Here is a 25,422-nt window from a genome sequence, read left to right on the forward strand (position 1 = left end):
TACGGGTCGAGTGGTCGGGCGCACGGCCACTTCCCCGATGACTAACCATGTCCCGGGTGCGGTCCGGCTCGTCACCTCTGTCGCGCCCGATGCATCACGGCCGGTCTGAATCTCGCGCGTCGCGCTGGATGACCTTGCCGCTGGTGATCAGTTGTATGAGGACGGTGGCTAGAAGCACGGCTGACTCCGCGTCTGACTGCGAACTCGGCTGGTAATCGGCCTGTCCACCGTGGCGGTCGGCGTGGCCTCGCCAAATGGTCCGCATCATCGCCAACAGCATCTCGCCGGAGTCGACACCCGCTCCTTCCAGGCGAAAACCGAGGGTCCATTCTTTCCGATCCTCGAGACGTTTGATCACCTTCCCGAGCGTGGCCAGTTTGTAATCGCTGTACATGAGAGGTACCGCTGCCGCTTCAACAGCTTTCACGGTCTTCATGTATGCAACTTCGGGATCCGGCTGCACGCCAAAAGCTGCTGCCCATGCATCGGCGAGAAGGTCGCCGGCACCTCCGGGAGCATCCATCGCGGCGTCGGCGATATTCTGCACGGAGGTGGGCACTCGCTGTTCGAGGCCAGGATGGCCGAAACGTTGCCCGACTCTCCACATGGACCCGCCGATGTGCAGCCAGTGAGCAAGCTCCTCGACGTGCTGGCGTTGTGGGTCGCCGAACCGCAACACGAAATCGACAAGATTCAGGCTTTCGTCCTCGCCTAGGGCCTTGACTAGATCCACCATGTCTACGTGCTCGAACAGTTCGTCGTAGTCGACGGTGTTCCGGCGAGTCAGCCGGTACTCGACGAGCCAATGCGGGCGTCGTCGCGCCGATCGTGCGAGGAACTGCCCGACTTCGGGACGCAGCCACTCCGGGACGCCGGGTACAAGCGGCGGCGGTTTAGGTAAGGGGTTGGCGCCAATCGGAACCCAGGAGTCATCCATGACTTCATTCTCGCAAATGGCGTTGTTCGGCGCCGGTCACCGCGGATCTGACCGTCGACGTTCTCATCCGGCGCGTTGAGCTGACTCGTTCCGCAGACCGATGGGTCCTGACCTCGTCACACTCAGTTGAGCCGTTCGCCCCGAACTCGGGCGGACGGCGGGACGAGGGCGGGATGTGGGTCGTACCGGTGGTGGCGGCAAGTAGGCTCTCGTCGGCGCCGGGATGAATGCGAATTCTCTAGCGCACAGCAGGAGGGACGGCAGATTCGGGCGACGCGGGACCGTCTACTCGTCGAGCTTCAGGTCGCCGAGCTTCTCAACCCGCAGCGGCGTGTCGGCAAACGACGCGGTCGTCAGCCGAACCATATACCGCTTGAAGACACGCTTCGTGATCTCCTCGACCTGCGTGCCGTGCACCTCGAAGCTGGTGACGGGTAGATGGCCGCGGCTGTCGGTGAACGCTCGGAGGTCCTCGTACCGGGCGTCCAGCAGTCCGTGCTTCACCCGATCCAAAGCCTGCACCGTGACCCGGGAAGCGCGAGCAGATGTGCCATCGAAGAACTCGAGACCGACGATCGTCCACTTAGCACGGTCCAACCCAACGACCTCATACAGATCATCCGAGGTCGTGGTGATGTCTTCCTCGGCTGCCGCCGTGCCGAGCCACTGGTCGTGTTGAACGCGGGCGGGGCCCAGATCATAAGGGTCGATTGCCATGGCGTTACGCTACCGCGAGGCCGCTCAGATCGGCCCTGGTGAGTTGCCAACTGGCCGATTCGACGTCGGCACGCAAGTTCTCGAGCCCTTGGACTGTCGGCCTCCCGCCGTCCTGATGACCTCCGAGGCGCCGTCACGAAGTCGTAGCGGCATCTCGACGGGACTCGTCACCGTGGGCCGACACTTTTACCACTCCGTGAGATGCCGTTCGACTTCGTCCTCGGCCTGCGACCACCAGCTTTGGTACCGATCCCCGTTGGTGAGCGCGACGACGAGATCACCAGCAGGAAGGTGTTCGTCGGCCTGCACTGTTGTGGCCTCGATGAACGAGATCCACGGGGTGGTCTCACTGTCCAAGGTCCACCGTTCGTACTGTGGCGGCTCGAGTATCTCGATGAGGATTGGCACGAGGTTCAGCAGGATGTTGTCGAGGTCCTTCCCGGCGGGACCTGGCGCATGGAAGATGCTCAGCCCGACGGGCACTTCAACGGACCGCCACCAGCGGTGGGCTGCCGTGAAGTCAGTCAACGCACGCCGAAAGCTATCTTTGAAGTCGGCGCCTCGACCGTGTTCGCTAGGGACCGTACCGAGGTTGAAAACCGGTAGCCGCCCAGAGTTCAACTGTTCCAGGGTCGCACCCGGACTCACTTTCCCTTCGCGTCCCTCGGCGACCGCTCGGTACACCAGCCGGATCGTCTCGTCCACTGATCCCAGGTCGTACGACTGCCAGGTCCTCCGAACTCGCTGCTCGGCTGACTCTCGCTCCTCCACTGACTCAGGTGAGTCCGGGGCGTAGCCGAGGTCGTCGAGGGCGAATTCGAGTTCGGCCTCCGCACGGTGGCGGTCCCAGGGCCGGTCGTCGAGATCGTCGAAGCCATCTCGCACATCCGGGTCGTGACGTCGCCGGAGCGCGGCTCGAGCGTCCGCTGCTGTCCGCGCACTGATCAGCATGAGCGGTTCCCGCACGTCGTACGGCGGCCAGCATCGAGCGTGAAGCATCTCGACCTGCCGATCATCGACGTACACGGCAGGCCGAGTCTCCGAGCCGAGCAAATCCAGAAGCCATTTACAGACGCTGTCGACCCGCGGAGGCTGCGGACTTGAGACGATGACCTCGAGCGCGACGCCAGCTCGTGGCTTCGGCCAACTGTCACGAGGGAGCGCTCGATAGATTTCCGTCTCACGCTCGACCAGCTCAGCGAAGTCAGCGTTCCTTCGTTTGCTTCGTGCCGCTGACCGTTTCGTCAGCGGCTGGCGATCGAGACGGATACGCAGGATACGCAACTGCCGCGCACGGTCTTGTGCGCGCTTCCCCTCATCGCTGTTCCAGAAGTTGCGGTCACGACGGCTCACAGGCGTGCCCCCTCCGTCCATTGACGGGCCTGCTGGCAAGGCGAACGCCCGAACGTCGCCGCGAATGAGCCCAATGCTTCAACGAGCCGAGGAGCCCTGTGGAAACAAGCTGAGGTTCTGCGACCGCCATGACCTCTGTCATGCCGGTCAACATTCCGCTCGACCGGCGGGCCGTTTCTCGTGGTTAAACGCACTGATGAGTGTGCGGCTGAAAATGGATGGCGGGCTCCAGCAGAGCTGTCGCGCTGTGATGGTTGCACTGTCGAGGCGCCGGACGCTTCGCATGTCCCGGTAGACGAAGATGCCTCCGGAGTCGGAGTCCGCGAAGATATACCCTACTTCCGATGCGCCCTTTCCGAAGGTGACGGATTCAAGTGGGGCGAGTTGCACTGGCGTCGTGAGTAGCGAGTAGCCGTAGGTTCCAAAGATTGCCCAGAGCACAACCCAGGCAGCGGAGAGCAGTCCGGGCACGCGGTGTTGCGCAATGTTTTCCTGTCGGGAAAGAACTTTTTCGGCGATGGGACGCATCTCTGCTGGATGCTGACGTGCTTTCTGCCAGAGTTGACGCAGAACACGGTCCTGCGGCTGGGAGCCTTGAAGCCACTCCTCGACGGGCAACCCTGACTGCTGCCGGTCGCGGGCTCGAAGCCATTTTGGTGGAAATCGCCAGAAAAAGTAGCAAATCCCGAGCGCGAAGAGGAAGACGGTCGCTGTTTGTGTGTAAAAGGTGACGATCAGGAGGGCAGTCGAGCCGAGGGACGCGGCGCGACGCACCGAAGGAGGCATAGAGCGGTCACCGCTGACGGAGGAGAACCCGATTGCGAGGCCCGCGCTGACCGCGGTCGATAGGCCGAATAGGACTGCGAAGGCGAGGCTGGTCAGTGAGAGATTCTGGAGAACAGCGAGGGTGAGGCGGGTGTCACCGTGCGCTTGCTGTAGCAGGTTGAGAGCTGCGAGAAGAGCGGCGCCGAGCGGCAGGAGCGCGACTCCCGCGCTCAGGAGGCCTGTTCGGACGTCACGTTCCTCGCGCGCAACTGCTTCGAGGTCCCAAGCATGTTCGGAGTCGCGTGCCGGGGGCTTGAGCGGCCAGATAAGTGCGCGGCCGATTCTGACCTTGACCGGTACCTGCTCCCGGTGTCGTCGGTTCCGCGCCACAGCTAGACAATAGCGGCACCAACCGACGTGCTCGGCAGAGAGCATCTGCGCCGGCATCGCAGCTGCTTCACCCCTCGTCTCCCGCTTCCTGCGCCGTCCTTTTCCGTGCTGAAACCCTCGTCCAGCGAGCACAGCCGAGACGCTGCTCAGTGCTGGGCTTCCCACCTGCGCGGTTGCGTCTCGAGCGTTACGTCGAGCGCGCGGGGTTGCCGTTCGTTGTCGGGACAATCCAATCCGCGGATTTCGCGACCTTGACATGTGTGGCTTGCATCAATTTGATCCGGAACGCGTTCCACATCGGACGCCAACCTGTCGCCTTGGGCGGGATGGGGATCCGAACGAGCCCATGCGACCGCTGCACACGCTCGTCGTCCGGGAATGCGGCGACATCTAGGATTACGCCGCCTGCTGTCTCCGTGTCCGATCCAACCGGTGCGGTGCCGTCCGGATAAGGCCCCGCAGCATCGGCACGCCGGACCGTAGCGACGGGGAACCGGCAGAGGTAAACACGTTTCCAGTCGATGAGTTCCTCGTCTGTGATTTCCTCGTCCTTCATCCGGCTCGAGACGTACACAGACATTCCGTCTTCATCCCTGTAGGAGAAGACGCCAAGGCCCAGACGGGGCGGGCCGCCGTTTAGGTCGACGTCGAGGAAGTCGGGTTGATCGGGGACCCGCCGGAAAAGAGTCGCCTCGTCCGGCACGTCTTCATCGTCGACGACCCACTCAGGGTCGGGGGCGGTCATTCGAACAGGTCGCGCCAGCGCGGGTTTCGTGCAACGACCGCGGCAGTGAAATCGCGGACAAGCGCCTTCAGATTGTCCAAGTCTGGGTACCCACTTGCGGACTCGTTTCTGCGGAGCACCCCGTCACTATCGACAAGCATCAACGAATAGTCGCCGTCCGACGTCATCTCTACAGCGAGAAAGCGCTCTCCAGCCCTCCACTGTGCGATGAGCCCATCATCCCCGTCGCTAGTGACGGTGGGGAACACGGAGTCAGCGCTGAGCGACGCGCGAAGGCAGGTCAATAGACGATTGCGAACATCGCCACCGAGAACAACGTGTTCTTCGATCTGCGCGATCTGATTGGTAGCCCGCTGAATTGCATCGTTGGTGACAATGACTGCGTCGGCAAGCACGTCGCGATCAGCGGCGAGACGGTCGTGATGTTCGTGAGAGCTGACCTTTGTGCTCGCACGCAGCTTCTGAAGCCAGGCACTTCGTTGTCGTCTCGCCCACGACGTATTCGTCGCGCGTGCTTGATAGAAGTCATTGACAACGCTCATTTGATGATCCCCCAGTCTGTTTTCTGCTGCCTCGACGTCACCCGGTCGAACGTACTAATCAGGTTGTCGTGTGCTCGGTGCAGAAGAGCCCGCCAATCTGTGTCGGCGGGCTCGGGCAGCCGAGCCGTCGATCGCAACCCCAACATCGTGCCGTCGACGTCGCGTCTAGTCAGGAGGTACACCTCCGCGGTTCCGCCGTCGAACTCGAACGGCACGGTGGCGTGGAACGTTGCTTCCTGCACGTCCTGTGCTGTTGCTGATGCGACAGCGTCGTACTGGACACCATGCGCGCGCAACGCGATGTCGATTGGGACTGAGGTGTCGCCGAGCTGATTCTCGTACTGGACTGAGACGTGGCTGATGGAGACATCGGCACCAGCCTCGCTACGGACGTGGTCAGCGAACGTGTCGAGGTGCACTCCAAGCTGCCGGCTCAGTTCGTCGAAACCGGGGTAGTCCGCGGCGTCGGAGAAGGTCCAGGTCAGTCGGAACCGGTCGTCTTGGAAGTTGATGGCGTGCCCGCTGCCGTTGCCGAACGAGAGGTAGGGGAACGGGAACGCGTCATCCTCAGGCAGCGGGATCGGCGCGTCATCCTCGGTGTCGTACTTCCAGGGTAGCTCCGCGAATCGCTCGCTGACGACCGGGAAGTCCTTCTTTACCTCCGCCACCAGCGGCGCCAACGAGGTCAGGAGCAGGCCCCTGATCTGTGCGAAGTACACCGTCAGCGCGACCCCGCGTACCGGCGGACGTTCGAAGCGGAGGGTTCCGCCGGGATGCTCATGTTGCTTACAGTACTCACTCCGATCCTCACTTTCGGTTCGTCACGCCGGGTTCCGCTGAGCGGGAACTTCCCGTGAACGAACGAAAACGCAACATGTTCAACTCTATGCGGCGAGAGTTGCTGCGCTGCTGACAGCGGCGTCCTCTAGCGCCTCCTCCTCGGCACGGACGGTATCGGGTGAGGGCTGGCCCTCGTGCGCGGTCACTAAGCAACACGTCGACGACATGTCCGGCGGCGTTGTCGAAGACTGTAGGGGCCGTCCTGTCCGGTTCGCCATCGATCGCAGCAGCTACAAGATCGATCTGACTGAGGACAACGCCGACAGCTTCCACGAAGCGCTCTTGAACCACATCGCTGCCGACTGGAAGGGTCCGGCCGCTCCCAGACCCCATCCGGGTCGACTTCGTCGAACGGGTCGCATCAGCCCGACGAGCTCGCGAAGATCCGTGTTTGGGCGATGGCGAACCACCTTGAGGTCGCTGCTCGAGGTCGTATCGGCCAGCAGGCCCGCGACGCGTACGACGCGGCGAACTGACCACTGTCGCTACGCTGACGTCCGGCTCGCCACACACGAGCTGCTGACCGGGTCGCTGTCCCCCACGGTGACCGGTCGTTTCCGTCTAGGCGGCCAAGAACTCACCCGTGTCGTGGTCGCGTCGCTGCGTGCGTTCGCGCCGTGTCCACTGCTCGAGTGACCACGCTCGTCGGGCTTCGTCGGCGCAGTCGCGGCAGCCGCTTGGGCCGCCGGCGGCGAGGTGGTTCGTTGGACGCTGCGTGAACGGACCGTGTTGACGGCAGAGGATGGTCACGTCGGTGTGCTGGTCGGTGAAGCTGACGGTGGAGTAGTCGTAACGGTCTCGGTGCAGCTCAGCGGCTCGAGTCGTGAATCGGCCACCGCGGACCGATGCTCGGGAGTTCCGCCGTCCGGAGCAGTCGGGGCAGCGTTGTCCGCGCTTGTGCTCGTTCGGTTCCTGGTCGAAGTCGCCATGGTCCGGGCAGCCGATGGTGACCTTCGTGTGCGCGTTGACGAACATCGCCGGTACCTGCGAGTAGTCGTACTTCCCGTCGTGCTTCGTGGTGGCAGCTGTGATGAACGCGTCGAGTCGGTCGGCGCGGGACTGGTTCGGCATGGGGCGCCCCTTTCGGTCACTCCCTGTATGCGCGGACCGATCACCTTGCTGTGCGGTGGCGGTCAGCGCGCGTGGTCGGCGAGCCAGGCGAGTACCTCGTCGCGCTCCCGGTGACCGCGCTCGCGGAGGATCCGGACGCCTTCCGTGAGCACGGCGACGAGGACGACGGCGTCATCGAAGTCGAACGTCGTGGAGCCGCTCAGGGGCAGCAGCACCGATCAGGACACGTCGGACACGTCGGACACGTCGGACACGTCGGACACGTCGGACACGTCGGACCGCCCTCACCACCGGGCATAGGCCCGACGGATCCGTCAGGTCGGGTCTAGACAACAGAGTTTTAGTTCCTTACTATGAACTAGATGGTTTCACCTGGTGCAGGAGGGGGTTCGCTATGAGCAGCGGCAGTGGAGAAACGGCCCCGCGCCGGCGGCAGAACGTCGCCCCGCACCGTATTGAACGCATCCCACTGACGGTGATGCGGGACGCGCCGCCCCTGGACCTCCAGGCCCTCTACGCCGAGGTTCGAGACGGCCAAGCTCTCATCCCCGGTCTGAAGATGGGTATCGGCGCCCTCACCGTGCAGCGGTGGCACGAGGTCTACGCCGCCGACGGTTGGACGCTCTATGGCGCGGACCTCACACTCGACATGGGTCATCCGTTCGGGTCGATGTTCTACCGCAACGATGTCGACGGTCGTGTGCTTCGCATTGGCGTGAAGTGGCATCCGCCGGTCCAACAGCTCGAGTTCCCCGCCCTGCATCCCTCGAAGCCGGAACTGACCCCCGACTGCACGGACGAGGAAGTCGCAGCCGTCGTGCTCGACGCGCGGAGTCGAATCGGGACTCTTGTCGCGGTCAACGCGCAGATCGGGTCGTTCGTCGCCACGGAGGAGTCCGAGAACGCAATCCTCGACGCGTCCGGACTCGGGCTGGAGCGGCTCTCCGAAGACGACCCGCGGCTCGCTGGCCGTGAGGCGCCCCGGCCGTGAAGGCCGGGCGGGGTCGGCGCTGATGAGTGACCGGCAGTGGGTGCAGGACATCCGGGATCAGCAAACGATCCTGTCGTTGCCGTTCGGGCTCGGGTGGACGATCGACATCACGCAGACGTTGGTCGCGCTCGCGGCGGCTGGGATGCCAGCGAAGGTGGAGGTGTTCGACCGGCTCCGCTTCGATGACGGCCGGTCCGGGTTCCTGACCACCCCGAACCCAACCGCCACCATCAACGACGACGGCACCCCCGCCGAACGCGATGAGGACCTCATCGTTCTTCCCGGCGGGTCTGAGGGCGGCGTGCTCTCGCTCGTCCGCCGGTACCCGGACTTGGTGTTCGTGAACGGGAAACGGCAACGCGTCTGGGCGAACGGCAAGCAGGTGCACGGGTCCTCAATGGAGCGGGACGCGACATCGGGGTGGCGGACCGCGTTTGGCATCGCCCGCACTATCGCCCTGCACGGCGGCGGCACACGCGCTATCGCGGACCGCATCGGCATTCCAGCCGATGACGTCCGCACGGTCATGCCCGCACTCGGAATGCACGTCTTCCACACACCGATCGGGTGGGAAGCAGCCGATCGGGCCGCCCTGTGCGACTGGGCGTTGGCGGCGTACCCGGGTTACGGCGGGGTCCGCTCCTGCTGGCGCCGCGACACCACCATCGACGAGCAAGCAGACGAACTCATCAGGCTGGGTGGGGTGATGTCGGATCGGTGGGCGGCGCAGCAGGCGGGCGTCTTCGTCTCACCGAACCGGCTCACGGCGTTCTTCGCCCAGCACCCCGACATGGCCGCGCTCGGCTACGAGCCCGCCACCGTGATTGAGGCAACGGTGTCGGTCGTCATTCCGCAGGACACCAATGTCCTGACCGGCGCTGAGGGGTGCTGCACGGATGATTTCATCACCGCGCATGTCCTCTACGAGGACAGCTGGGTGGCCGCGAACACGGATGCGGTGAACGGGTTGCGGCAGCTGCTGCACTTCCAAGCAAACCTCGCCCACGATCTCCGCTGGCACCCCGGCGGCAGCTGACGAGAGCCCGCTGATGACCTTGCAGCTGCTGTCGCTGACGTTGGCGTACGACGACACCCGGTTCTTCGGCTCCGTCATGTTCACCGACCCTGCCCATCCCGACGACAAGTCGGCCACGGTCCTCGTCGATCACGCCGACGAGCCGCCCTGGTTCCGGCTCACCAACGTCGACCCGACGGCGCAGGACCCGACGGCGCCAGCGATGGCCGAGGCGGACCGCATCATGCGGTTCCTCCTCCGCTACACGCCCGACCGCATCGGCCGCACCCAAGCCGACTTCCCCCAGCCCTGACCCGCCCCGCTCCCGCCTAACCCCGAGGAGGTAGTTGCTGATGATGCGTCTGGTGTCCATGCACCTGTCGAACGACCGGATCCTCTGGGGGCATGTCCTCCTCGAGGACACGGAGAACCCGGACGCGCACCTGGCGCAGATCCTCGTGCGACCCATCGATGTCGAGCCCGGGTACGAGCTCTACGAGAGGACCAACACGGACCTGACGGTGCCGGCGGTGCGGGAAGCGAATCGCATCGTGCAGACCCTCCTCATCCCCGCCTCGGAGATCGCGAAGCGGGAGAAAGCGGTCCGGGCGGCGATCCACTCCGGCTACTTGGAAGGGTTCCCGGACGACATGCCCTGGCAGTCGCAGCTGTGGATGTACGCCCGCGGTGAAGTCACCCGTGAGCAGCTCAGCGTCTACACCGACGAAGGCCGACAGATCCCCCGCGCGCCCGAAGACTCCCCAATCGACACGGCGGACGTGCCCGAAGAGTGGTGGCGGACCACGCAGGCCCGTATCCGCCGGCACCTGCTGGATTCGACCCTGACCGAGGCGGAAGCCGCAGCGGCCCTGCAGATCAGCATCGACGCAGTCGGGGAGCTGTTCGGGTCGAACCGGCTGCTGAGCTTCGATCTCGAGGGCGAGGAGCGCATTCCCGACTGGCAACTCCTCCAGCCGGCGCTACCCGAGTTCGGTGATACGTCCTCGCTACTACCCGGCCTGGACGTGCTCTACGCGGCGGCACCGCAACCACTCCTCGATGCGGCGGCGATGACCGAGTTCATGACCACACCCCGCACTTTCCTCACCATCGACGAGCGGGTCCTGACACCGCTGGACTGGATGCGCGAAGGCCGGCCCCTGACGACGATCGTCGCTCTGTTCCGCGGACGGCAGTGGCGGTTGTGACGAGCCGGCCGGACCTGTTCCTCATCGACGTCGCCTTCGATGCCGCCGGCGTGCACGGGCACGTGTTCTTCCGCGACCCGCCGAACCCTGAACTTCGGCGGGTCATCGTCCACGGCACCGGTGACGCCGCGGACTACCGGCTCGAGCCAGCGCACAGTGACAGCCGTGACGGGTGGGAGCCGTTCCTCACCGAAGCGAGTTGGCTCATGGCACTCGTCCGCCCCGACACTCCAGGGGAGCGCAGCTGATGGGGCCCGCACTCGAGTGGGTGACCGCTGCCTACGCCGGCCAGCCGCAGATCACGATGCCGTACGGGCTCGGAGACACAACCGACGTCACCGACGCCCTCGCCGTCCTGAAACTCGCCGGACTCACCGCCGTCGTGGAGACGCACGACACGATCCGCCTCGCCGACGGCCGCCGCGCACGCATCCCGACACTGACGCAACGACCCCGCGGTGAGGAAGCGGATGTAGACCTGCTGCTGATCTCGCCGCGGACCGTGACGGTCACTCAGATTGCCCTCGCCGAACAGACGGCGACCGTTCTACTAGTCGACGTCGACCGGCGACGCGTGTGGATTGACGGGAAGCAGATTCTCGGCGTGCACGAGCGGTGGAAAGACGCTGCACCGATGTACATCACCTTCGCCGTTGCGCGGATGCTGGCAATCAACGGCTCCAACTTCGACAGGCTCGTGCGGGTAGGACTCACCGCGGGGCAGGTCGACGACGCGATCGCCCGGCTCGGCAAACGCGTACACCGAACCGACATCGGATGGGAATCACGGCAAGTCGGTGGGCTCATCGACTTCGCCATCGCCTGCTACCCAGGCCCAGGCGGCGTCCGGACTCGGTGGACCTCGGAACTGCCGCTCGTCGAGCAAGCGGAACGGCTCATCAGCGCGGGCTGCCGAATCTCCGGCCGCGCCATCTCGGAAGGTCCCGGATACCCGAAGATCAGCAAGCGAGATACCCGAAGATCAGCAAGCGAGACATGCCGTACCGGCTGGTCGCGTTCACCGAGCACGAACTCGACATGACATCGCTCGGGTTCGAGCCCGTTACGGTCGGCTACTCCGGAACCGAACTCATCCGACCCGCCGACCCCACCATCTTCCTCACCGCGGAAGCAGCCGGCTACAGCGACCGGACCGACGACATCATCACCGCCAACACACTCCTCCGCGCCGACATGCGCAACGACGACGACACGGCATCGCTCGAAGAACTCCGCAACCGGCTGCAGTTCCTCGCCGACACCGGGTACGACCTCAGATGGAACCTGCCGAGCTGAACACGGCACGCCTCAACGCCACCAGCGCATCCCGTCGAGGCAGCTCTCTGAGAATCAACTCGGACAGGCAATACGCGACACACGAGTTGTCAACCGAGCGACGGAGGAGCGCCGACCGCTGGATGGCCGTTTGCTGAAGCACTCTGGCCCTAGCCCAGCACCCAGGGGTGCAACTGCATCCCGGCTGGGGGCACGTGTCACCCATAGGAGGCTTGTTGCTCAGCGCTTCGGAGGTGTCTGAACCAGTCCGTCCGACGCGTCCGGGGTGCCCGGCGGGGGCCCCTCCGGGCGATGCAGGCGAGCTCCTTCGACGTCCAGATCGGGGACGATGCGATCCAGCCACTTCGGGAACCACCATGCCATCCGTCCGAGGAGGTGCATGGCTGCGGGAATCAGAAGCTGCCGAACGACGAAAGCGTCGACGAGCACACCGAATGCGAGACCGAATCCGATGGGTCGCACGGTGGAGGAGTCGGAGAAGATGAATCCGGCGAAGACGGACGTCATGATGATCGCCGCGGCGGCGGCCACGGCGCGACCGGCGCGACCGGCGCGGACTCCGCGTTGCACGGCGACACGCGCTGAGTCACCTCGGGAGTAAGCCTCGCGCATGCCCGAGACCAGAAAGAGCTGGTAGTCCATCGCCAGCCCGAAGAGCACTCCCACTTCGATGATCGGCAGGAAGCTCAGGATCGGGGCGGGGTCGTGCACGCCGAATAGCTCTCCCAGCCATCCGTGCTGGTACACGGCGGTGAGACCACCGAACGCCGCGAGCAACGACAGGACGAAGCCGGCTGTCGCGGTCAACGGCACCAGGACGGATCGGAATGCGACCATCAGGATTAGCAGTGACAGCCGACGACCACGATGAGGTAGAGGGGCAGCGCGGCGGACAACTTGTCGGACACGTCGATGTTGGCGCTGGCATTGCCGGCGACACCCACCCTGACCCGACCCTCGGACGTGCTCACCGGCGTCAGGTCTCGGAGCTGATGGACGAGGTTCTCCGTGACGGTGCTCGAGGGGCCTGTCGTGGGGATCACCTGGAATGCGACGACGCGTCCGTTGCGGCTGGCGCCGATTGGGGCGACGGCGGAGACGTGCTTCTGAGAGGCGATGGTGTCGCTGAGGGTCGCTTCCTGGTTCAACAGCGTCGTCGCTTTCTCGGGACGGGGAAGGTCCGCGACGACGAGCAGCGGTCCGTTCTCACCGCCGCCGAATTCTTGTGCGATTGCGGTGAACGCCCGGTACTGGCTCGAACCGGTGCTCTCGGACGATCCATCGGGGAGTCCGACGCGCATACCGAGAGACGGGAGGGCGACGGTGCCGAGCGCCACCACGCCGATGACTAGGGTCGCGATGGCGCGCGTGGTCCTCATCGGCTTCACATGAACGAACGAGGGGCTTTTCGCGGCCGACCGGCGGCGCTCGCTTTTCCGGAGGATGCGGAGCCCGACGACAGACAGCATGGCGGGGGTCAGCGTGAGGGCGACGAGGATGGATACGGCCACGGAGACGGCACCGACGGTCCCCATCAGCCTGAGGAACGACACCCCCCGTGATGTTCAGGGCGAGGAGGGCGACGATGACCGTCGAGCCGGCGAAGAGGACAGCGTTGCCCGAGGTGCCGTTGTCGAGGCCGATCGACTCGTCGAGCGGGATGCCCTCCTTCAGCTGGTTCCGGTGCCGGTTGAGGATGAAGAGTGAGTAGTCGATACCGACCGCGAGTCCGAGCATCACGCCGAGGATCGTCGTGACCGAGGTGAACTGCACGAGACTCGAGAATGCGGTGACGCCGAGGACGGACACGGCGATGCCAGCCAGAACAGGTGCAGCTCGAGTCACTCGCCGGCAGGACCTACTGTCCCGACAGGACCGCGATCCGATCCCTTCGTCTGTGCCACAACCCCTGGTCGCGACAAGACGATGTTCGTCGCGCGCCGTACGTGCTGCCCCGCTGTGGAGGCCACGAATCCCACGCATCTCGCCGGAGCGTTCACGTCTCAAGGGTCCGTGCTCTTGGTGAAGCGACCAGCGTTCAGGTGGTGGCGCTCATGACCGGAACGCTCGCGGAAGGGGCGGCCCCCGGCGCAAGCTGGAGTTACTCTCTGAATGGTCGCTTTTGGGCGAGTGGGTCTCACACTCATCCCCGCCGGAACCGGTCTGCTCTCGCTAGTCATGAGCCGCCCTGGACACACTCGGCTCCGGTAAGTATGTTCCTACTTATGACCAATAGGGACGCCGAGTTGCAAGAGTTCGCGGCGGCGCTCAGCGCGTACGAGATTCCGCGCGTCGGCTGGCCGACATCGGTGTTGCCGCCGAAGGGAGTGCGCGTGAGAGGTTCGGAGCATGGCTCGAGTGTGAACATCTTCGTCAGCAGCGCCGACGGTGAGGCCATCGCACGGTTGGACCTCGAGACCCGTGAGGTCATCGTCGACGCGACCGGCGACAACGAAGACATACTTCGGCTGCTGCAACGCCTGGCGTTGCGCTACGTCGCGGATCGCGACGATTTCGATGAACGACGCGGCGTCGAGGTACGGCCGGCGCCGCCAGAGTTTCTAGAGGACGACCCGGACACCTGGTCGCCGCTTCAACTGTTCGCGCACATCACGAACAGCTACTGGTACCCGCCAGGACCGTCCGTCCCCGACCTGGACGGATGGCTTCGGTTCTCAGTGGACACCGTCCGGTTCAACGAGTGGCGTGTCCGCCGGCCCGACGGGGCCAGAGCTCAGCATCCAGACCCTCTTCAAGCCGAGCGATGGTTTGCAGATCCGGCCACGCCTGACCAGCCAGCACCCGCTGCAGAGTGACATGACCAAGCCCGGCGTCAGCAGCAACCGCTCGAAGGCTTCGCCCCGCCATCGCTACACGAAGATTCACGACAAACTTTCTCGCGACTTCCCCGAACGGGTCCTCGGACGGAACCTCCGGCCACGGCGCGTCGGCGAGCTCCACCGGCAACGCACGCATCGGTCGACCCATACCGAAAGCGTAGGGGGCACGGTACGTAATCCGGGACAACGTCATGGCTGATCCGACTCGTCCGTACCGGCCTCAACTCCCGGGGAGAGATTGGGACGCGATCGCCCCGTACGTCCACGACGTCGTCGCACGGGCGGAACCCCTCGTCACCTACAGCGCCCGGGAGTTGTACCCGGCCGTGACACGGCTCGCTCACTTCGCCCGATCCGAGTACGCACCGCTCACGGACGGCGCCGTCTTCCATCCGTACATGGTGAATCGCTTCGTCATCCATCACCTCGCCGGCTACAACCGCGCCAGCCGGAACACCGTCCGGGCCCGCCTCCGACGCGTCTCCGAAGCGCTCCTCGGTGACGACGCGGCCGGGAAGTTCAAAGCGCTCGGCAAAGCGGACGCAGTCACGCCATACACAGCCGTCGAGCAGGCCGCGCTCGAAGGGTGGTCTCGGGCGCAGACGTCAGATGAGCGACGGACATCCGCTTCCGCACTGCTCTCGCTCGGATTCGGGGCAGGGCTCACCGGGGCAGAGATCATTCGGGTGCGGCTCGAGCAGGTGGACGCTGACGGCGAGTTGGTCGTAGTGCACGTCGCCGGTGACGGTGGACGCCAGGTCCCCGTGTTGGCTGAATGGGACGCCGGTCTCCGGGCACGACTCGACTACATGGACGGGTCCGGATGGGCGTTCCGCGCAGACCAGCGCGGCGGCAACATCAACCTCATCACCGACTTCATCTCCCGCACCGCAGCACCTATGGAGATCCAGAGCCGTCGGATGCGGGCCACCTGGCTCGTCGGACACCTCGAGCGCGGCACCCCGTTGAAGATGCTCCTGCGGGTCGCCGGCCTGCAATCAGCGGAAGCGCTCGATCGGGTGCTGCCGTTCGTCCAGTAGCACTCGCAGTCGAGGCTTACGCCTCGCCACCGCGGCACTGGCCGGGATCCGCGCATAGGCATGCAGGACAACCTGCAACCGCGGTTGCAGGAAAACATGCAACACTGTTTGCAGGAAAACCTGCAACCTCGGTTGCAGGAAAACATGCAAGGAGTAGTCGTGAAGGGAAACGAGCTCGTCTGGCGAACCGTCGCCGACGCAGCGTTACGTGGTGAACGACGGTGGTCGAGCGTAGGCCAGCTCGCCGACGAATCGGGCGTGCCGCTGCGGACCGGATACCTCGCCATCGAGCGGCTCCTCGAGATCGGCGCGATGGAACCACGGAACCCAGGCGTTGCCACGACCAATCCGGAGAAGGTATTGACGCTCCTCGCCGCCTGGCGGAACCTTCGGAAGGACACGATTGCCCGAACCACCCTGGAGGCCGCGCAGTCCCTGATGGACTCGAGTCAGCGCCCCTACGCCATCGGAGGAGCTGACGCCGCTCTCGTCTACCTTGACGGGTGGAACAACGTCGCGGACGTCGGGATGCGGTACGTCTACATGCCTGCCAACACCATCACAGAGCCGCTGCCATCTGGCGACGAAGTGTCGATCCTGGCGATGGACAAGCGTGCGACCCGCAACTGGACAAACGGCTACTCAAGCCTTGCTCAGACCTACGCGGATCTCTTCGCGCAAGCCGGGTGGCAGGCGGAGGAGTTTCGCCGCATGCTCTGGTCTCGACACTTCGCTACACCTGATTGGGACCAGAAGGAAACGCGCTCATGACAGACGCCACGTTCACCATGGACGAGCTCGGCCGCCTCCACGCGCTCGTCGACAGCCTCGGCGAGACCCTGGATCCTTCGATCCTCATCGGCGGGTGGGCGACCTGGTTGCGACTCGGCGGCGACTCGTTCTTCTCCCGCGACATCGACCTCATCGTCAAGAGCCAGTCGCTCCGCTCCACTCTCCGGGAGACGCTCGAGGACTACAGCGAGAACCCGAATCTCGGCGGGAAGAAGGTCCGCGGCACCATCGACGGCATCCACATCGATGCGTACATTCCCTATGAGTCGGAGCTCGGCGGAAAGCTTCGATTGAAAGTCGATGTGCTCGCCAACCACGTGGACCCGGTGCCTATCAAGAACTGGCTCCTCCTGAACCCGGAAGCTCACGTCATCTCGAAGATGGCCGCCCTCATCGACCGGCCCGACAGCACGAAGGGTTCGAAGGACGCCCGCGAGGTGATGGCCATGCTCTTCCCCGCCGCCGACAGCCCGTTCGCCAACCTCGACAGCGGGTACGCGATACGGATCCTCTTCGACGCGACCGCTGGTTCAGAGGCCGACATCCCCGGTCACGTTGCGGAGATCTTCGAACTGCTTCCGAACATCGCCAATGTCAACCGCAAGCAGCGCAAAGCCATCGCAACCCTCGGGAAGGAATGGGGCAACGAAGCCAAGGACCAGCTCGCTGCACGGCAGCGCTCGGCGAACGCGCCGACCTTCGGCTCCCCACCTACGCGACGGAAGGATGTAGGGCAGCCGGGCAACGGCGGCAAGTTCTCGAACCGTGCCCGCCCCGACAGCGACGCGACCTTGCTCTAAACCCGGCTCCATTTTTGCCGACTCCTACCAGCACTGCCTCCGACGGTCACTCGCGGTTCGGGATTGGCAACCTTGAAGCCGACGGTATGCGCCAGGTGACCGGAACACGTCGTGCCCCGGCGGATAGCAGCACTTACAGGAAGTACTGGCGGGGCAATACCTTCCTCGCGGTCGCGTGGTTCCACATGCTCACGACCGCATTGTGGCGACTGAGGGCTCCTGGGAGACACCGCACTGTCGGCTGGCTGAGCACAGGCGACGAACCGCTCTCAGCGCAGTCGCACGCATGAGCACTACTGGCAGGCGCCCCGAGCCGACCGCCGTCGTAGCGACGTCAGGACTGATCTGGACCGAGGCGCTTTGGGCGCTCCTCGGGGACGGATAGACGGTCGATGACGTTCGGCGCATTCATCAAGACGTTGTCACGGAGTCCAGAGGCACCACCGATGAGATGGACGACACGCGCGGGCATCGTCGATGGCGGAAGGCAATCTTCGCTTCCGTCGCAGTGCCTTCAAAACTCCACAACTGATCTCTGATCGGGACTTTTTCCGGACGACTTCGTCGGGGTCCCCTGCCCAGCACCACCGATCTCACACTCAAGATCCCAGCTGGCCGGATCCTCCGCGCATACGAACGGCATGACCGCACGCCAGCACCAGACCCCTTCCGCTTCGACCACTCCTGTAGCACACTTTGTTCCTACCAAGGAACACGACTCGCCGGAGATTTGGGAGGCGCTGTTGAAGTACCGCCCTGTCAACGTCCTGCCCGCGGACTGGACCCGAGTGAAGGACTTCTGCCGTCAGGCCGTTCTCACGTACGGACCCTCCAACGCGAAAATCGCTGCGGAGATGCTCTCCACCGTCACCTTGTTCGTCCTCTGGGCGACCCGCGAAGAGTACGCACCGCTCGACTACGAAGGCATCTTCCACCCCTCGCTCATGGGCCGGTACCTCCGCAGCCGTGTCAGCAACAAGAACTCAAGCGCCTACAAATCACTGCACTCCCGACTTTTCCGCATCGCCGCCGCCGTCGCCGACGTCGACCACAACCGGAGAAAGCGCGGCCGATTCGCCGTCCCCGTGCACGAGTACGCCGCCGCAGAACTCGCCGACCTCGAGAGCTGGGCTGGCGCGCACCGAACCGCAGAGCGCCGGCAGCAGGCCCGCACTGTCCTCGCGCTCATGGGCGGAGCCGGCCTGTGGACCAAGGAAGCCCTCGCCGTCCGAGAAGCAGACGTCCTCACCGACGCCGACGGATGCTCCATCCGTGTCAGCGGACGCAACGCCCGTGTCGTACCGGTGTTGTCGGACTTCGCCCAATACCTCGACGCACCGGGCACTCGCTCCGACGGTGCACGATTCGTGCTGTTCCCGGACGGTTCCAGCGCGGAGTCCCGCGCCGGCTCACTCAAGCTTCTCTACCGCGGAGCGCACCCGTCACCGAACCCGCAGTGGCTGCGCGACACGTGGATGCTCCGTCAGCTCCGTGCGCTGCCTGCCAGCATCGTGATGGAGGCCGCGGGTATGCCAGATGTCACCACGCTCCGCCGCTATCTTCCCAACGCGTCGCTGCAGTACGAGATGTGGGAGTCCGCGCTCCGCAATCCCGCCGCATACGGAGCGAGCATGGAAAACACCGGCGACAACTTCAGCGCATACGGGGACGACACCTGGCGAACCGCATACGGGAAGCTGCGCGACGATGTCGCGTCGGCCACAGTGAAGCTCCGTGACGCGCTCGGGAACCCCGCCGTCGGCGTCGCAGCCACGTCCGAAACCACCGGCCTGGACGGCAATCGTGCTCGGGAAGCCGCTTTGGCAAAGCTACGCGACCACGTCGACCCCGAGAACGACAAGCTCGGCGACGCACAGCGCGTCGAAGGTCGACCCCGCCCACGTGACCGAGCCCGGGGCGCCAACTACGAGCGTCGGCCCATGTCGGCCGCGCGCAACGAGCAAACGCTCGCGACAGACAGCACTGCCTTCCCAGCGGGCACCCCCACGGCTCCGTTCAAGCGTGTCGAGCAGGCGGTCTCGACGGATAGCACCGCCTTCCCCGCAGGCACCCCCACGGCTCCGTTCAAGCGCATTGCTGCGTCGGAGCCCCACGTCGACGATGCTCGCGAGCTCGTCAACGGGGAGGAGCGCGCGCCGCGACGTATCGAGACGCTCGAGGTTGAATGGACGCCTAAGCGACCGCGGAAGAAGTCCCGGTACGCGGCCCTCCCGCCCAGCACTCCCAACCTCCCGGCAGCGTTAGAGGACCTCGCCACTGCGGCTCCGAAGAGCCAGACCGACGTGCCGGCATCGGAGTTCGAAGTGCTTCGTGCGGCGCTCCTCGCCGAAGTGCGCCGGTCGGCACGAGGTGACAAGCGATGACCGCCCTCGCGAACACGTGGGACAACACCGTCGCAGCGACCTTCGACGTGCTCCGCACTATCGGCGAAGGTGGCCTCACCGAAGCGGAGGTGAAGGCGGGCCCCGGGCCGATGACCCCCATCGACGCTCACCTCGCCCAGGCGTGGCTCGACCGTGTCATCCAGTCCCAGGTACTGCCGCCGCTTGGAGTGTGGCGACGACGGAACCGCGAACGGGCCGGGAAGCGCAACGGCGGCCCTGCGCCGGCCATCAATGACGCCGTCATCCTCACCATCGCGCTCATCCTCGTCATCGAACACTCGTCCGTCCGCGTGCAAGACATGGCGCGTGCGCTCCAGCACCGACTCACCCCCGACGCGCGTGAGGTACTCGGCATCGGCCACCTCTACGACAACCCGTTCACCAACTGGTACTTCATCGCACATCGCGCCATCCACCGTGTCATCGCGACATTTGACCCGTATATCACCAACGACGGCGCCAAACGGAACCAGTGGAAGGCGATGTCGTACGAGGACCGCATCGCATGGGAGGCCGCAGTCGACCCGGAGTTCGTCGCGGAACTGAACGCTCGCGCCGAGTGGTTCATGAACGCACTCGTCGAGATGTCGCTGCAGCAGCAGGCGCGGAAGTACCGGCGGAAGAAAACGTCCATGACCATCGACCAGAGCGGAGTGAAGGCTTCAGCGGTCATGGCCCGATGGAAGCGCGACCCGAACACGGGCAAGGAAATCCCGCAGAAGAACGCCCTGGACCCGACAACGAACGAGCCTGAGGCGCGTCGCGTCCGCGCGCTCGAAGCGGACTGGGTGACGAAGAAGAAGGGCGCGAAGAAGCGCAACGCCGACGAAGAGGAACGCATCTCCCGCATCAAATGGGAGCTGGGCTACATGGCGAACATCATCATCGATGTCCTCGAGGACCCCAACTCGGACAAGAAGCTGTTCGCGCCGCAACTCATCCGCGCCATAAGCCTCGGCACCCCCAACAAACGCATCGGCGGTCACGCCATCTCCCTGCTCGACTCGCTGCAAGGGCGCGGGTACGAGCTGACCCGGCTGAGCTTCGACCGCGGCTACTCGCAACTCAAGGACGAGTTCCACGAGGAGCTCGTCGCTCGCGGCATCCCCGTGGTGAAGGACTACGTCGACCGGCAGAAAGGCATCACCAACGGCGCCATCGGCAATTCAGTCATGGTCGAGGGCCGCTACTACTGCCCCTCAACCCCGATGGAGCTACTGGAGTCCACGAAGCTCTGGGAGCAGGGCAAGCTCACCAACGAGGAGTACTGGGCCGCGCGGAAGAAGCTCGAGAAGTACGAACTCATCCTCCACGAGCAGAAGGCGAACGGTACGCTCCGCCTCAGCTGTCCCGCCTCTGGTTCCTCCCCGACGGCGTCCTGCCCGCTCCGCGAGCTGCAGAGGACCGCCGTCCCTGACGAGGAAGCGGACCGTGTTCGCGTTCAGCCGTCGAACATCACCGACCGGCAGAAGGACTATAAGGTCTGCTGCCAGAAGTCCGTCTCGGTGAAGCCGACGACCCACGTGCAGCAGCGGCAGAAGCTTCGCTACGGCAGTAAGGAATGGTTCGACACGTACCGAGCCGACCGGAACAGCAGCGAGTCATCCAACGACCTGCTTCAGAAGGACCACAACCTCGAGAACACGATGAGCCGTCCGATGCACGGTCTCGCCGCGCAGCAGTTCGCGCTCGCGCTCTTCGCAGTCGCGTCGAACATGCGTCGCATCATCAAGTTCGAACACGACGTCTACGAAACGGAACGACGAGCCGCCGCTGGCCGCGCACCCCAGCCGCGGAAGCAGCCCGATGAGTACCTCAAGCGTGCCCGCGACCGGAACAGTGAAACGCGCTACATGCGGAACCCGCCACCCCGGAAACTGGTGCCCTGGGAGCCGTTAGAGCTACCGCCAGTGCCCGCTTAGCGGGCCGACCCGCACCGGCGCCGCCGGCAGAACCGAACACGACTACCCCCACACCCCGACGCTCCAACGCGCCCGAAAACAGGCGCAGAGCGTCCGGGGTGCTTTGGCGCGCCGGAAAACAAGCGGCAGACGCTTCGCAGAGAGAGCAGACGCCCGCAGAGCCCTCAGCGAACGCCAACGCAGGGCACAGAACAGCCCCCAAGAACCAGAGAAGCCCCCGGCCGAAGCCGGGGGCTCTTCTGTTGGGTCAGACTTGCAAACGCTGGAGACCAGACCTGCAATCAACCCTGTGGCGGTACCGGTGGGATTTGAACCCACGGTGGAGTTGCCCCCACACATGTTTTCGAGACATGCTCCTTAGGCCGCTCGGACACGGTACCGGGATCGAGTTTACACGATCCGGGAGGCCCGTCGCGACACCCGGCCGACCCCTCCTCCACAGGCGCCCACCTTCGGCACCTCATCCCCAGTCCCCCACGACGGTGACCGGGATCCGAGACTCCGCGCGTACCGTCTCCGCCATGAGAACGCGCACCCTCGTCGCCCTGTTGTCCTCCGTCGCCGGCGCCGCCGTCGTCAGCGGAGCGGCGAGCATCGGGGCACGCGCGGGCATCCGCGGGCAACGAGCGGCGTCGCAGCGCATCGTCGAGATGCTCCCGGTCCACGCCGACTGGTGGCGCGAGCGGCTCCACCACGAGGGGCAGTTGACCTACCTGGCGATCGGCGACTCAGCGGCCCAGGGTGTCGGCGCGACGGCTCCGGGCCGCGGCTACGTGGGCCTGCTCGCCCGACGCATCCGCCACCGGTCGCGCTCCACGGTCCGCGTCGTGAACCTCAGCGTGTCGGGCTCGACGACGTGGGGTGCGAAGAAGGACCAGCTCCCCAAGCTGCAGCACTTCACCCCGGACGTCTGCACGGTGTCGATCGGGGCGAATGACATCGCCGACTTCCACCCGGACAAGTTCGAGCGCAACATCCGCGAGATCTACGGTGCCGTGCCGTCCCACGCGATCGTGGCGGAGTTGCCGTGCATGTTCGTGCCCACCAGCGAACGCAAGGTGGCAGTGGCGAACGAGATCGTGCACCGCGTCGCTGCCGAGCTCGGCCTGACGGTCGCGCCCTTGCACGCCATCACCAAGCGCGTCGGGATCCGCCGCACCTTCTTCAACACCTACGGCGACCTGTTCCACCCGAACGACCGTGGCTACGAGATCTGGGCGAGCGCCTTCGAACCCGCGATCGACGCCCGCGTCGACACGGTCGCGGCGATCCGCCGCTACCTGTCGGTCCGCGAAGCCGAGGAACTCGGTCGCCAGGCCGGGGACGTCGCGAACGCACGGGCCGAGCAGGACACCGCGGGAGCGGAACACCTCGACACGGCGGACCGACCGACTTCGTTCGACCGGCTGCGCAAGCGCATGACCGGGTCCGTCCCGCTGCCCGGTCGGGACGCCGACGGCGAGCCGACCGATGTCGGCGGAGCGGCCTAACCTCGTCCCATGGCCCGCCCCCAGTCCACGTTCCGCTGCACCGAGTGCGGCTGGACCAGCATCAAGTGGGTCGGCCGCTGTGGCGAGTGCCAGTCGTGGGGAACGGTCGAGGATGCCTCGGCCGCCACGGCCAGCACCCGCGGCACCGCGTCCGTCGCCGTCACGGGCAACCGCATCGCCCGCCCCATCACCGAGGCGCGTGGCGGATCGTTCCAGCGCTGGCAGACCGGGATCGGCGAGTTCGACCGGGTGCTGGGCGGCGGCATCGTCCCCGGCGCAGCCGTCCTGCTGAGCGGGGAGCCCGGTGTCGGCAAGTCGACGCTCCTGCTCGAGGTCGCCTCCCGCGCTGCCGCGATGGGCAAGCGGGTCCTCTACGTCAGCGCCGAGGAGTCTGTCGACCAGGTCCGCCTGCGCGCAGAGCGGACCGGTGCGATGCACGACGACCTGTTCCTCGCGAGCGAAGTCGACCTCGGCGTCATCCTCGGCCAGATCGAACAGGTGCAGCCCGACCTGCTCATCGCCGACTCGGTGCAGACCATCTCCTCCGCATCGGTGGACGGCATCGCGGGCGGCACGTCCCAGGTGCGGGAGGTCGCGTCCACGCTCATCCGCGTCGCCAAGCAGGCAGCGCTGCCGGTCCTCATCGTCGGGCACGTCACGAAGGACGGCACGATCGCCGGACCGCGGCTGCTCGAACACCTGGTCGACGTGGTCTGCCACTTCGAGGGCGATCGACAGACCGCACTCCGCTTCGTCCGAGCACTGAAGAACCGCTTCGGCCCGACGGACGAGGTCGGCTGCTTCGACATGGCGGGCGACGGCATCCACGAGGTGCCGGACCCGAGCGGGTTGTTCATGTCCCGCAACGGAGCACCCGTCTCCGGCACGTGCATCACGGTCGCGATGGAGGGGCGTCGGGCGCTCCCCGTCGAGATCCAGGCCCTCGTCGTCCCGAGTTCGGCGCCGCAGCCGCGCCGCGTCGTGAACGGCGTCGACGCATCCCGTGTCGCCATGCTGCTGGCGGTGCTCGAACGACGCGCCGGCATCAAGCTGTCCGACGCCGACGTCTACGTCTCGACGGTCGGAGGCATGAAGCTCACCGAACCGGGTGCAGATCTCGCGATCGTCCTCGCGCTCGCCAGTGCGGCGCGCGACCGGCCGTACCCGCACACCCTGGCGGCCATCGGTGAGATCAGCCTCGCCGGCGAGATCCGCCAGGCGACCGGAGCCAAGCAACGTGCGAGCGAAGCACGACGGCTCGGCTTCACGACCGTGCTCGGCGCGGACGCCGAACACCTGCGCGAAGCACTCCGCGTCGCGTTCTCGATGACCAAGTCCGTGCGCGAACGCGAACTCGACGCGGCCTTCTGACCGACGATCCGGGCGGTCCCCGCCAGCCGCTCCGGACCATGAACCCGTCGGCCCATCGACGGGTGACCGTCGGCCCGCGTCAGCCCAGGGTCGAGGAGTCGGCGGTCCCCTCCACCCTCGCGAGCCAGTCCGCGAAGCGCGGGCCTCGGACGCGCACGTCCGCAGCAGGCAGGAGTGCACCTCGCCGGAAGGCCCGTCCCAAGGAACCCGGAACGGGCAACGGCACGGGGACGGTACCGCGCTCCGGGAGCGCCTGGGTCATCTCCCACAGCGTCAGGGTCTCCGGGCCGGCGAGCTCGATCTCTGGCGCCTCGGGTCCTGCGACGGCGACGTCGGCGAGCGCCGTGGCGACCGCGTCGAGCGCGATCGGCGCGATCGTCATCGCGGGCACGAGGGCGAACGGCCCCACCGCCATCCGCCGCAGGTTCTGACGCGCGAACTCGAACCACTGCGTCGAGCGCACGATCGTCAGGCGCGGGCTGATCTGCCGAGCCAGCCGTTCCTGAGCGGTCTTGCCCGCGAAGTACCCGTACCCCTGCACCTCGGAATGCGTGCAGTTGACGATCGAGAGCAGCACGTGGTGCGCTCCGAGCTGGCCTGCTGCCGCTCCGAGCGAACGGGTGGAGCGAGTGAAGAAGTCGGTCGCCCGTCTGCTGCTGGTGGTGGCCACGCCGGTCGCCTCGACCACCACGTCTGCTCCGGCGAGCGCCGAGACCGCGTCGTCCCGGAGCACGTCGAACCCGGTTGCCCTCGAGTGCTGCGCGACCTCGCACCCGTGCACACGCAGCGCTCGGACGATCGCCGCTCCCGAGACACCCCCACCGACCACAGCCACACGCACGTCGTCCCCCTCCACGTGCCACCATGCGATGGCTCTACAGATGTAGAGGAC

Annotated in this window: 28 protein-coding genes, 1 tRNA gene and 2 pseudogenes; 16 read left to right on the plus strand and 15 right to left on the minus strand. The window is 65.6% G+C overall.

Annotated features, from left to right (window positions below; all coding sequences use genetic code 11):
• Positions 1-94: 94 nt before the first annotated feature.
• The 7 genes from KM842_RS12410 to KM842_RS12440 all read right to left on the minus strand — a co-directional run bounded on the left by KM842_RS12410 (position 95) and on the right by KM842_RS12440 (position 6,168).
• A complete protein-coding gene (locus KM842_RS12410) occupies positions 95-937 on the minus strand; it encodes a hypothetical protein (RefSeq protein ID WP_216258788.1) in 843 nt (280 codons plus the stop codon).
• 285 nt (positions 938-1,222) lie between these two features.
• Positions 1,223-1,654 carry a hypothetical protein gene (locus KM842_RS12415; RefSeq protein WP_216258789.1) on the minus strand — a complete coding sequence of 144 codons (432 nt, stop codon included), beginning with the start codon at positions 1,652-1,654 and terminating at the stop codon, positions 1,223-1,225.
• 186 nt (positions 1,655-1,840) lie between these two features.
• Positions 1,841-3,007 (minus strand): hypothetical protein, encoded by a 1,167-nt coding sequence (locus KM842_RS12420; protein ID WP_216258790.1) that lies wholly within the window; start codon positions 3,005-3,007, stop codon positions 1,841-1,843.
• A 147-nt stretch (positions 3,008-3,154) separates the two neighbouring features.
• On the minus strand, positions 3,155-4,219 hold the full coding sequence (locus KM842_RS12425; protein ID WP_216258791.1) for a hypothetical protein: 1,065 nt from the start codon (positions 4,217-4,219) through the stop codon (positions 3,155-3,157).
• A 130-nt stretch (positions 4,220-4,349) separates the two neighbouring features.
• On the minus strand, positions 4,350-4,907 hold the full coding sequence (locus tag KM842_RS12430; RefSeq protein WP_216258793.1) for a hypothetical protein: 558 nt from the start codon (positions 4,905-4,907) through the stop codon (positions 4,350-4,352).
• On the minus strand, positions 4,904-5,449 hold the full coding sequence (locus tag KM842_RS12435; RefSeq protein ID WP_216258795.1) for a hypothetical protein: 546 nt from the start codon (positions 5,447-5,449) through the stop codon (positions 4,904-4,906). The genes KM842_RS12430 and KM842_RS12435 overlap by 4 nt, the downstream gene beginning before the upstream one ends.
• Positions 5,446-6,168 carry a hypothetical protein gene (locus tag KM842_RS12440; RefSeq protein ID WP_216258799.1) on the minus strand — a complete coding sequence of 241 codons (723 nt, stop codon included), beginning with the start codon at positions 6,166-6,168 and terminating at the stop codon, positions 5,446-5,448. Before KM842_RS12440 ends, KM842_RS12435 begins: the two co-directional genes overlap by 4 nt.
• A gap of 190 nt (positions 6,169-6,358) precedes the next feature.
• Here KM842_RS12440 and KM842_RS16105 point away from each other — a divergent pair.
• Both KM842_RS16105 and KM842_RS16110 read left to right on the plus strand, forming a co-directional pair.
• Positions 6,359-6,574 (plus strand): annotated as a pseudogene (locus KM842_RS16105) (Lsr2 dimerization domain-containing protein); the annotation flags it as partial.
• Positions 6,575-6,672: 98 nt separating this feature from the next.
• Positions 6,673-6,765, plus strand: a complete 93-nt coding sequence (locus tag KM842_RS16110) for an Lsr2 family DNA-binding protein (protein WP_437124551.1) — start codon at positions 6,673-6,675, stop codon at positions 6,763-6,765.
• A gap of 85 nt (positions 6,766-6,850) precedes the next feature.
• On the opposite strand, the gene KM842_RS12450 is transcribed toward KM842_RS16110, so the two are convergent.
• Entirely contained in the window at positions 6,851-7,360 is a 510-nt protein-coding gene (locus KM842_RS12450) for a DUF723 domain-containing protein (protein WP_216258801.1), read from the minus strand.
• 62 nt (positions 7,361-7,422) lie between these two features.
• A complete protein-coding gene (locus KM842_RS12455) occupies positions 7,423-7,575 on the minus strand; it encodes a hypothetical protein (RefSeq protein WP_216258803.1) in 153 nt (50 codons plus the stop codon).
• Positions 7,576-7,754: 179 nt separating this feature from the next.
• Between KM842_RS12455 and KM842_RS12460 the strand changes: the two genes are divergently transcribed.
• From KM842_RS12460 to KM842_RS12490, 7 genes are read left to right on the plus strand one after another with little or no spacing between them, the layout of a single operon-like run.
• The gene (locus KM842_RS12460) at positions 7,755-8,351 is read left to right on the plus strand and encodes a hypothetical protein (RefSeq protein WP_216258805.1); all 597 of its coding nucleotides are present in this window, start codon (positions 7,755-7,757) and stop codon (positions 8,349-8,351) included.
• A gap of 22 nt (positions 8,352-8,373) precedes the next feature.
• Positions 8,374-9,387, plus strand: a complete 1,014-nt coding sequence (locus KM842_RS12465) for a hypothetical protein (RefSeq protein WP_216258807.1) — start codon at positions 8,374-8,376, stop codon at positions 9,385-9,387.
• 13 nt (positions 9,388-9,400) lie between these two features.
• On the plus strand, positions 9,401-9,679 hold the full coding sequence (locus KM842_RS12470; RefSeq protein ID WP_216258809.1) for a hypothetical protein: 279 nt from the start codon (positions 9,401-9,403) through the stop codon (positions 9,677-9,679).
• A 52-nt stretch (positions 9,680-9,731) separates the two neighbouring features.
• Positions 9,732-10,574, plus strand: coding sequence for an antitoxin VbhA family protein (locus KM842_RS12475; RefSeq protein ID WP_216258811.1), 843 nt, complete (start codon positions 9,732-9,734; stop codon positions 10,572-10,574).
• Positions 10,571-10,822: a hypothetical protein gene (locus KM842_RS12480; RefSeq protein WP_216258813.1), complete on the plus strand. Its 252-nt coding sequence runs from the start codon at positions 10,571-10,573 to the stop codon at positions 10,820-10,822. The genes KM842_RS12475 and KM842_RS12480 overlap by 4 nt, the downstream gene beginning before the upstream one ends.
• A 20-nt stretch (positions 10,823-10,842) precedes the next feature.
• Positions 10,843-11,616: a hypothetical protein gene (locus tag KM842_RS12485; RefSeq protein WP_216258816.1), complete on the plus strand. Its 774-nt coding sequence runs from the start codon at positions 10,843-10,845 to the stop codon at positions 11,614-11,616.
• The gene (locus KM842_RS12490) at positions 11,571-11,870 is read left to right on the plus strand and encodes a hypothetical protein (RefSeq protein WP_216258818.1); all 300 of its coding nucleotides are present in this window, start codon (positions 11,571-11,573) and stop codon (positions 11,868-11,870) included. The genes KM842_RS12485 and KM842_RS12490 overlap by 46 nt, the downstream gene beginning before the upstream one ends.
• 219 nt (positions 11,871-12,089) lie before the next feature.
• Here KM842_RS12490 and KM842_RS16070 read toward each other — a convergent pair whose 3' ends face one another.
• The 4 genes and pseudogenes from KM842_RS16070 to KM842_RS16085 all read right to left on the minus strand — a co-directional run bounded on the left by KM842_RS16070 (position 12,090) and on the right by KM842_RS16085 (position 14,903).
• Positions 12,090-12,683 carry an MMPL family transporter gene (locus KM842_RS16070; RefSeq protein WP_367397693.1) on the minus strand — a complete coding sequence of 198 codons (594 nt, stop codon included), beginning with the start codon at positions 12,681-12,683 and terminating at the stop codon, positions 12,090-12,092.
• A gap of 29 nt (positions 12,684-12,712) precedes the next feature.
• Positions 12,713-13,423, minus strand: a complete 711-nt coding sequence (locus KM842_RS16075; protein ID WP_367397694.1) for an MMPL family transporter — start codon at positions 13,421-13,423, stop codon at positions 12,713-12,715.
• Positions 13,424-13,487: 64 nt separating this feature from the next.
• Positions 13,488-13,853: pseudogene (locus KM842_RS16080) on the minus strand (MMPL family transporter); the annotation flags it as partial.
• Between the two features lie 711 nt (positions 13,854-14,564).
• Positions 14,565-14,903 carry a helix-turn-helix domain-containing protein gene (locus tag KM842_RS16085; RefSeq protein ID WP_367397695.1) on the minus strand — a complete coding sequence of 113 codons (339 nt, stop codon included), beginning with the start codon at positions 14,901-14,903 and terminating at the stop codon, positions 14,565-14,567.
• Here KM842_RS16085 and KM842_RS12505 point away from each other — a divergent pair.
• The 5 genes from KM842_RS12505 (at position 14,902) to KM842_RS12525 (ending at position 21,669) form a co-directional block, all read left to right on the plus strand.
• On the plus strand, positions 14,902-15,750 hold the full coding sequence (locus KM842_RS12505; RefSeq protein ID WP_216258822.1) for a site-specific integrase: 849 nt from the start codon (positions 14,902-14,904) through the stop codon (positions 15,748-15,750). The two genes, KM842_RS16085 and KM842_RS12505, sit on opposite strands and share 2 nt — an antisense overlap.
• A 60-nt stretch (positions 15,751-15,810) precedes the next feature.
• Positions 15,811-16,521: a hypothetical protein gene (locus KM842_RS12510; RefSeq protein ID WP_253206124.1), complete on the plus strand. Its 711-nt coding sequence runs from the start codon at positions 15,811-15,813 to the stop codon at positions 16,519-16,521.
• The gene (locus KM842_RS12515; protein ID WP_216258825.1) at positions 16,518-17,342 is read left to right on the plus strand and encodes a nucleotidyl transferase AbiEii/AbiGii toxin family protein; all 825 of its coding nucleotides are present in this window, start codon (positions 16,518-16,520) and stop codon (positions 17,340-17,342) included. Before KM842_RS12510 ends, KM842_RS12515 begins: the two co-directional genes overlap by 4 nt.
• Positions 17,343-17,983: 641 nt before the next feature.
• Entirely contained in the window at positions 17,984-19,726 is a 1,743-nt protein-coding gene (locus tag KM842_RS12520) for a hypothetical protein (RefSeq protein WP_216258827.1), read from the plus strand.
• On the plus strand, positions 19,723-21,669 hold the full coding sequence (locus KM842_RS12525) for a hypothetical protein (protein WP_216258829.1): 1,947 nt from the start codon (positions 19,723-19,725) through the stop codon (positions 21,667-21,669). Before KM842_RS12520 ends, KM842_RS12525 begins: the two co-directional genes overlap by 4 nt.
• Positions 21,670-21,959: 290 nt before the next feature.
• Here the strand turns inward: KM842_RS12525 and KM842_RS12530 are convergent.
• Positions 21,960-22,049: transfer RNA gene (locus KM842_RS12530), tRNA-Ser, on the minus strand.
• Between the two features lie 141 nt (positions 22,050-22,190).
• Between KM842_RS12530 and KM842_RS12535 the strand changes: the two genes are divergently transcribed.
• Both KM842_RS12535 and radA read left to right on the plus strand, forming a co-directional pair.
• Entirely contained in the window at positions 22,191-23,159 is a 969-nt protein-coding gene (locus KM842_RS12535; protein WP_216258831.1) for an SGNH/GDSL hydrolase family protein, read from the plus strand.
• A 9-nt stretch (positions 23,160-23,168) separates the two neighbouring features.
• On the plus strand, positions 23,169-24,530 hold the full coding sequence (gene radA, locus KM842_RS12540; RefSeq protein WP_216258833.1) for a DNA repair protein RadA: 1,362 nt from the start codon (positions 23,169-23,171) through the stop codon (positions 24,528-24,530).
• Between the two features lie 79 nt (positions 24,531-24,609).
• On the opposite strand, the gene KM842_RS12545 is transcribed toward radA, so the two are convergent.
• Positions 24,610-25,371, minus strand: a complete 762-nt coding sequence (locus KM842_RS12545; protein ID WP_216258835.1) for an SDR family oxidoreductase — start codon at positions 25,369-25,371, stop codon at positions 24,610-24,612.
• Positions 25,372-25,422: the final 51 nt, after the last annotated feature.

This window comes from Curtobacterium sp. L6-1, from assembly GCF_018885305.1.
Lineage (GTDB): Bacteria > Actinomycetota > Actinomycetes > Actinomycetales > Microbacteriaceae > Curtobacterium > Curtobacterium aetherium.

Coding starts and splice junctions, on each gene's coding strand:
- KM842_RS12410 (WP_216258788.1), bottom strand. CDS start 937: ATGGATGACTCCTGGGTTCCGATTGGCGCCAACCCCTTACCTAAACCG.
- KM842_RS12415 (WP_216258789.1), bottom strand. CDS start 1,654: ATGGCAATCGACCCTTATGATCTGGGCCCCGCCCGCGTTCAACACGAC.
- KM842_RS12425 (WP_216258791.1), bottom strand. CDS start 4,219: ATGCCGGCGCAGATGCTCTCTGCCGAGCACGTCGGTTGGTGCCGCTAT.
- KM842_RS12430 (WP_216258793.1), bottom strand. CDS start 4,907: ATGACCGCCCCCGACCCTGAGTGGGTCGTCGACGATGAAGACGTGCCG.
- KM842_RS12435 (WP_216258795.1), bottom strand. CDS start 5,449: ATGAGCGTTGTCAATGACTTCTATCAAGCACGCGCGACGAATACGTCG.
- KM842_RS12450 (WP_216258801.1), bottom strand. CDS start 7,360: ATGCCGAACCAGTCCCGCGCCGACCGACTCGACGCGTTCATCACAGCT.
- KM842_RS12460 (WP_216258805.1), top strand. CDS start 7,755: ATGAGCAGCGGCAGTGGAGAAACGGCCCCGCGCCGGCGGCAGAACGTC.
- KM842_RS12465 (WP_216258807.1), top strand. CDS start 8,374: ATGAGTGACCGGCAGTGGGTGCAGGACATCCGGGATCAGCAAACGATC.
- KM842_RS12470 (WP_216258809.1), top strand. CDS start 9,401: ATGACCTTGCAGCTGCTGTCGCTGACGTTGGCGTACGACGACACCCGG.
- KM842_RS12490 (WP_216258818.1), top strand. CDS start 11,571: ATGCCGTACCGGCTGGTCGCGTTCACCGAGCACGAACTCGACATGACA.
- KM842_RS12505 (WP_216258822.1), top strand. CDS start 14,902: ATGGCTGATCCGACTCGTCCGTACCGGCCTCAACTCCCGGGGAGAGAT.
- KM842_RS16085 (WP_367397695.1), bottom strand. CDS start 14,903: ATGACGTTGTCCCGGATTACGTACCGTGCCCCCTACGCTTTCGGTATG.
- KM842_RS12510 (WP_253206124.1), top strand. CDS start 15,811: ATGCAGGACAACCTGCAACCGCGGTTGCAGGAAAACATGCAACACTGT.
- KM842_RS12515 (WP_216258825.1), top strand. CDS start 16,518: ATGACAGACGCCACGTTCACCATGGACGAGCTCGGCCGCCTCCACGCG.
- KM842_RS12520 (WP_216258827.1), top strand. CDS start 17,984: ATGACCGCACGCCAGCACCAGACCCCTTCCGCTTCGACCACTCCTGTA.
- KM842_RS12525 (WP_216258829.1), top strand. CDS start 19,723: ATGACCGCCCTCGCGAACACGTGGGACAACACCGTCGCAGCGACCTTC.
- KM842_RS12535 (WP_216258831.1), top strand. CDS start 22,191: ATGAGAACGCGCACCCTCGTCGCCCTGTTGTCCTCCGTCGCCGGCGCC.
- radA (WP_216258833.1), top strand. CDS start 23,169: ATGGCCCGCCCCCAGTCCACGTTCCGCTGCACCGAGTGCGGCTGGACC.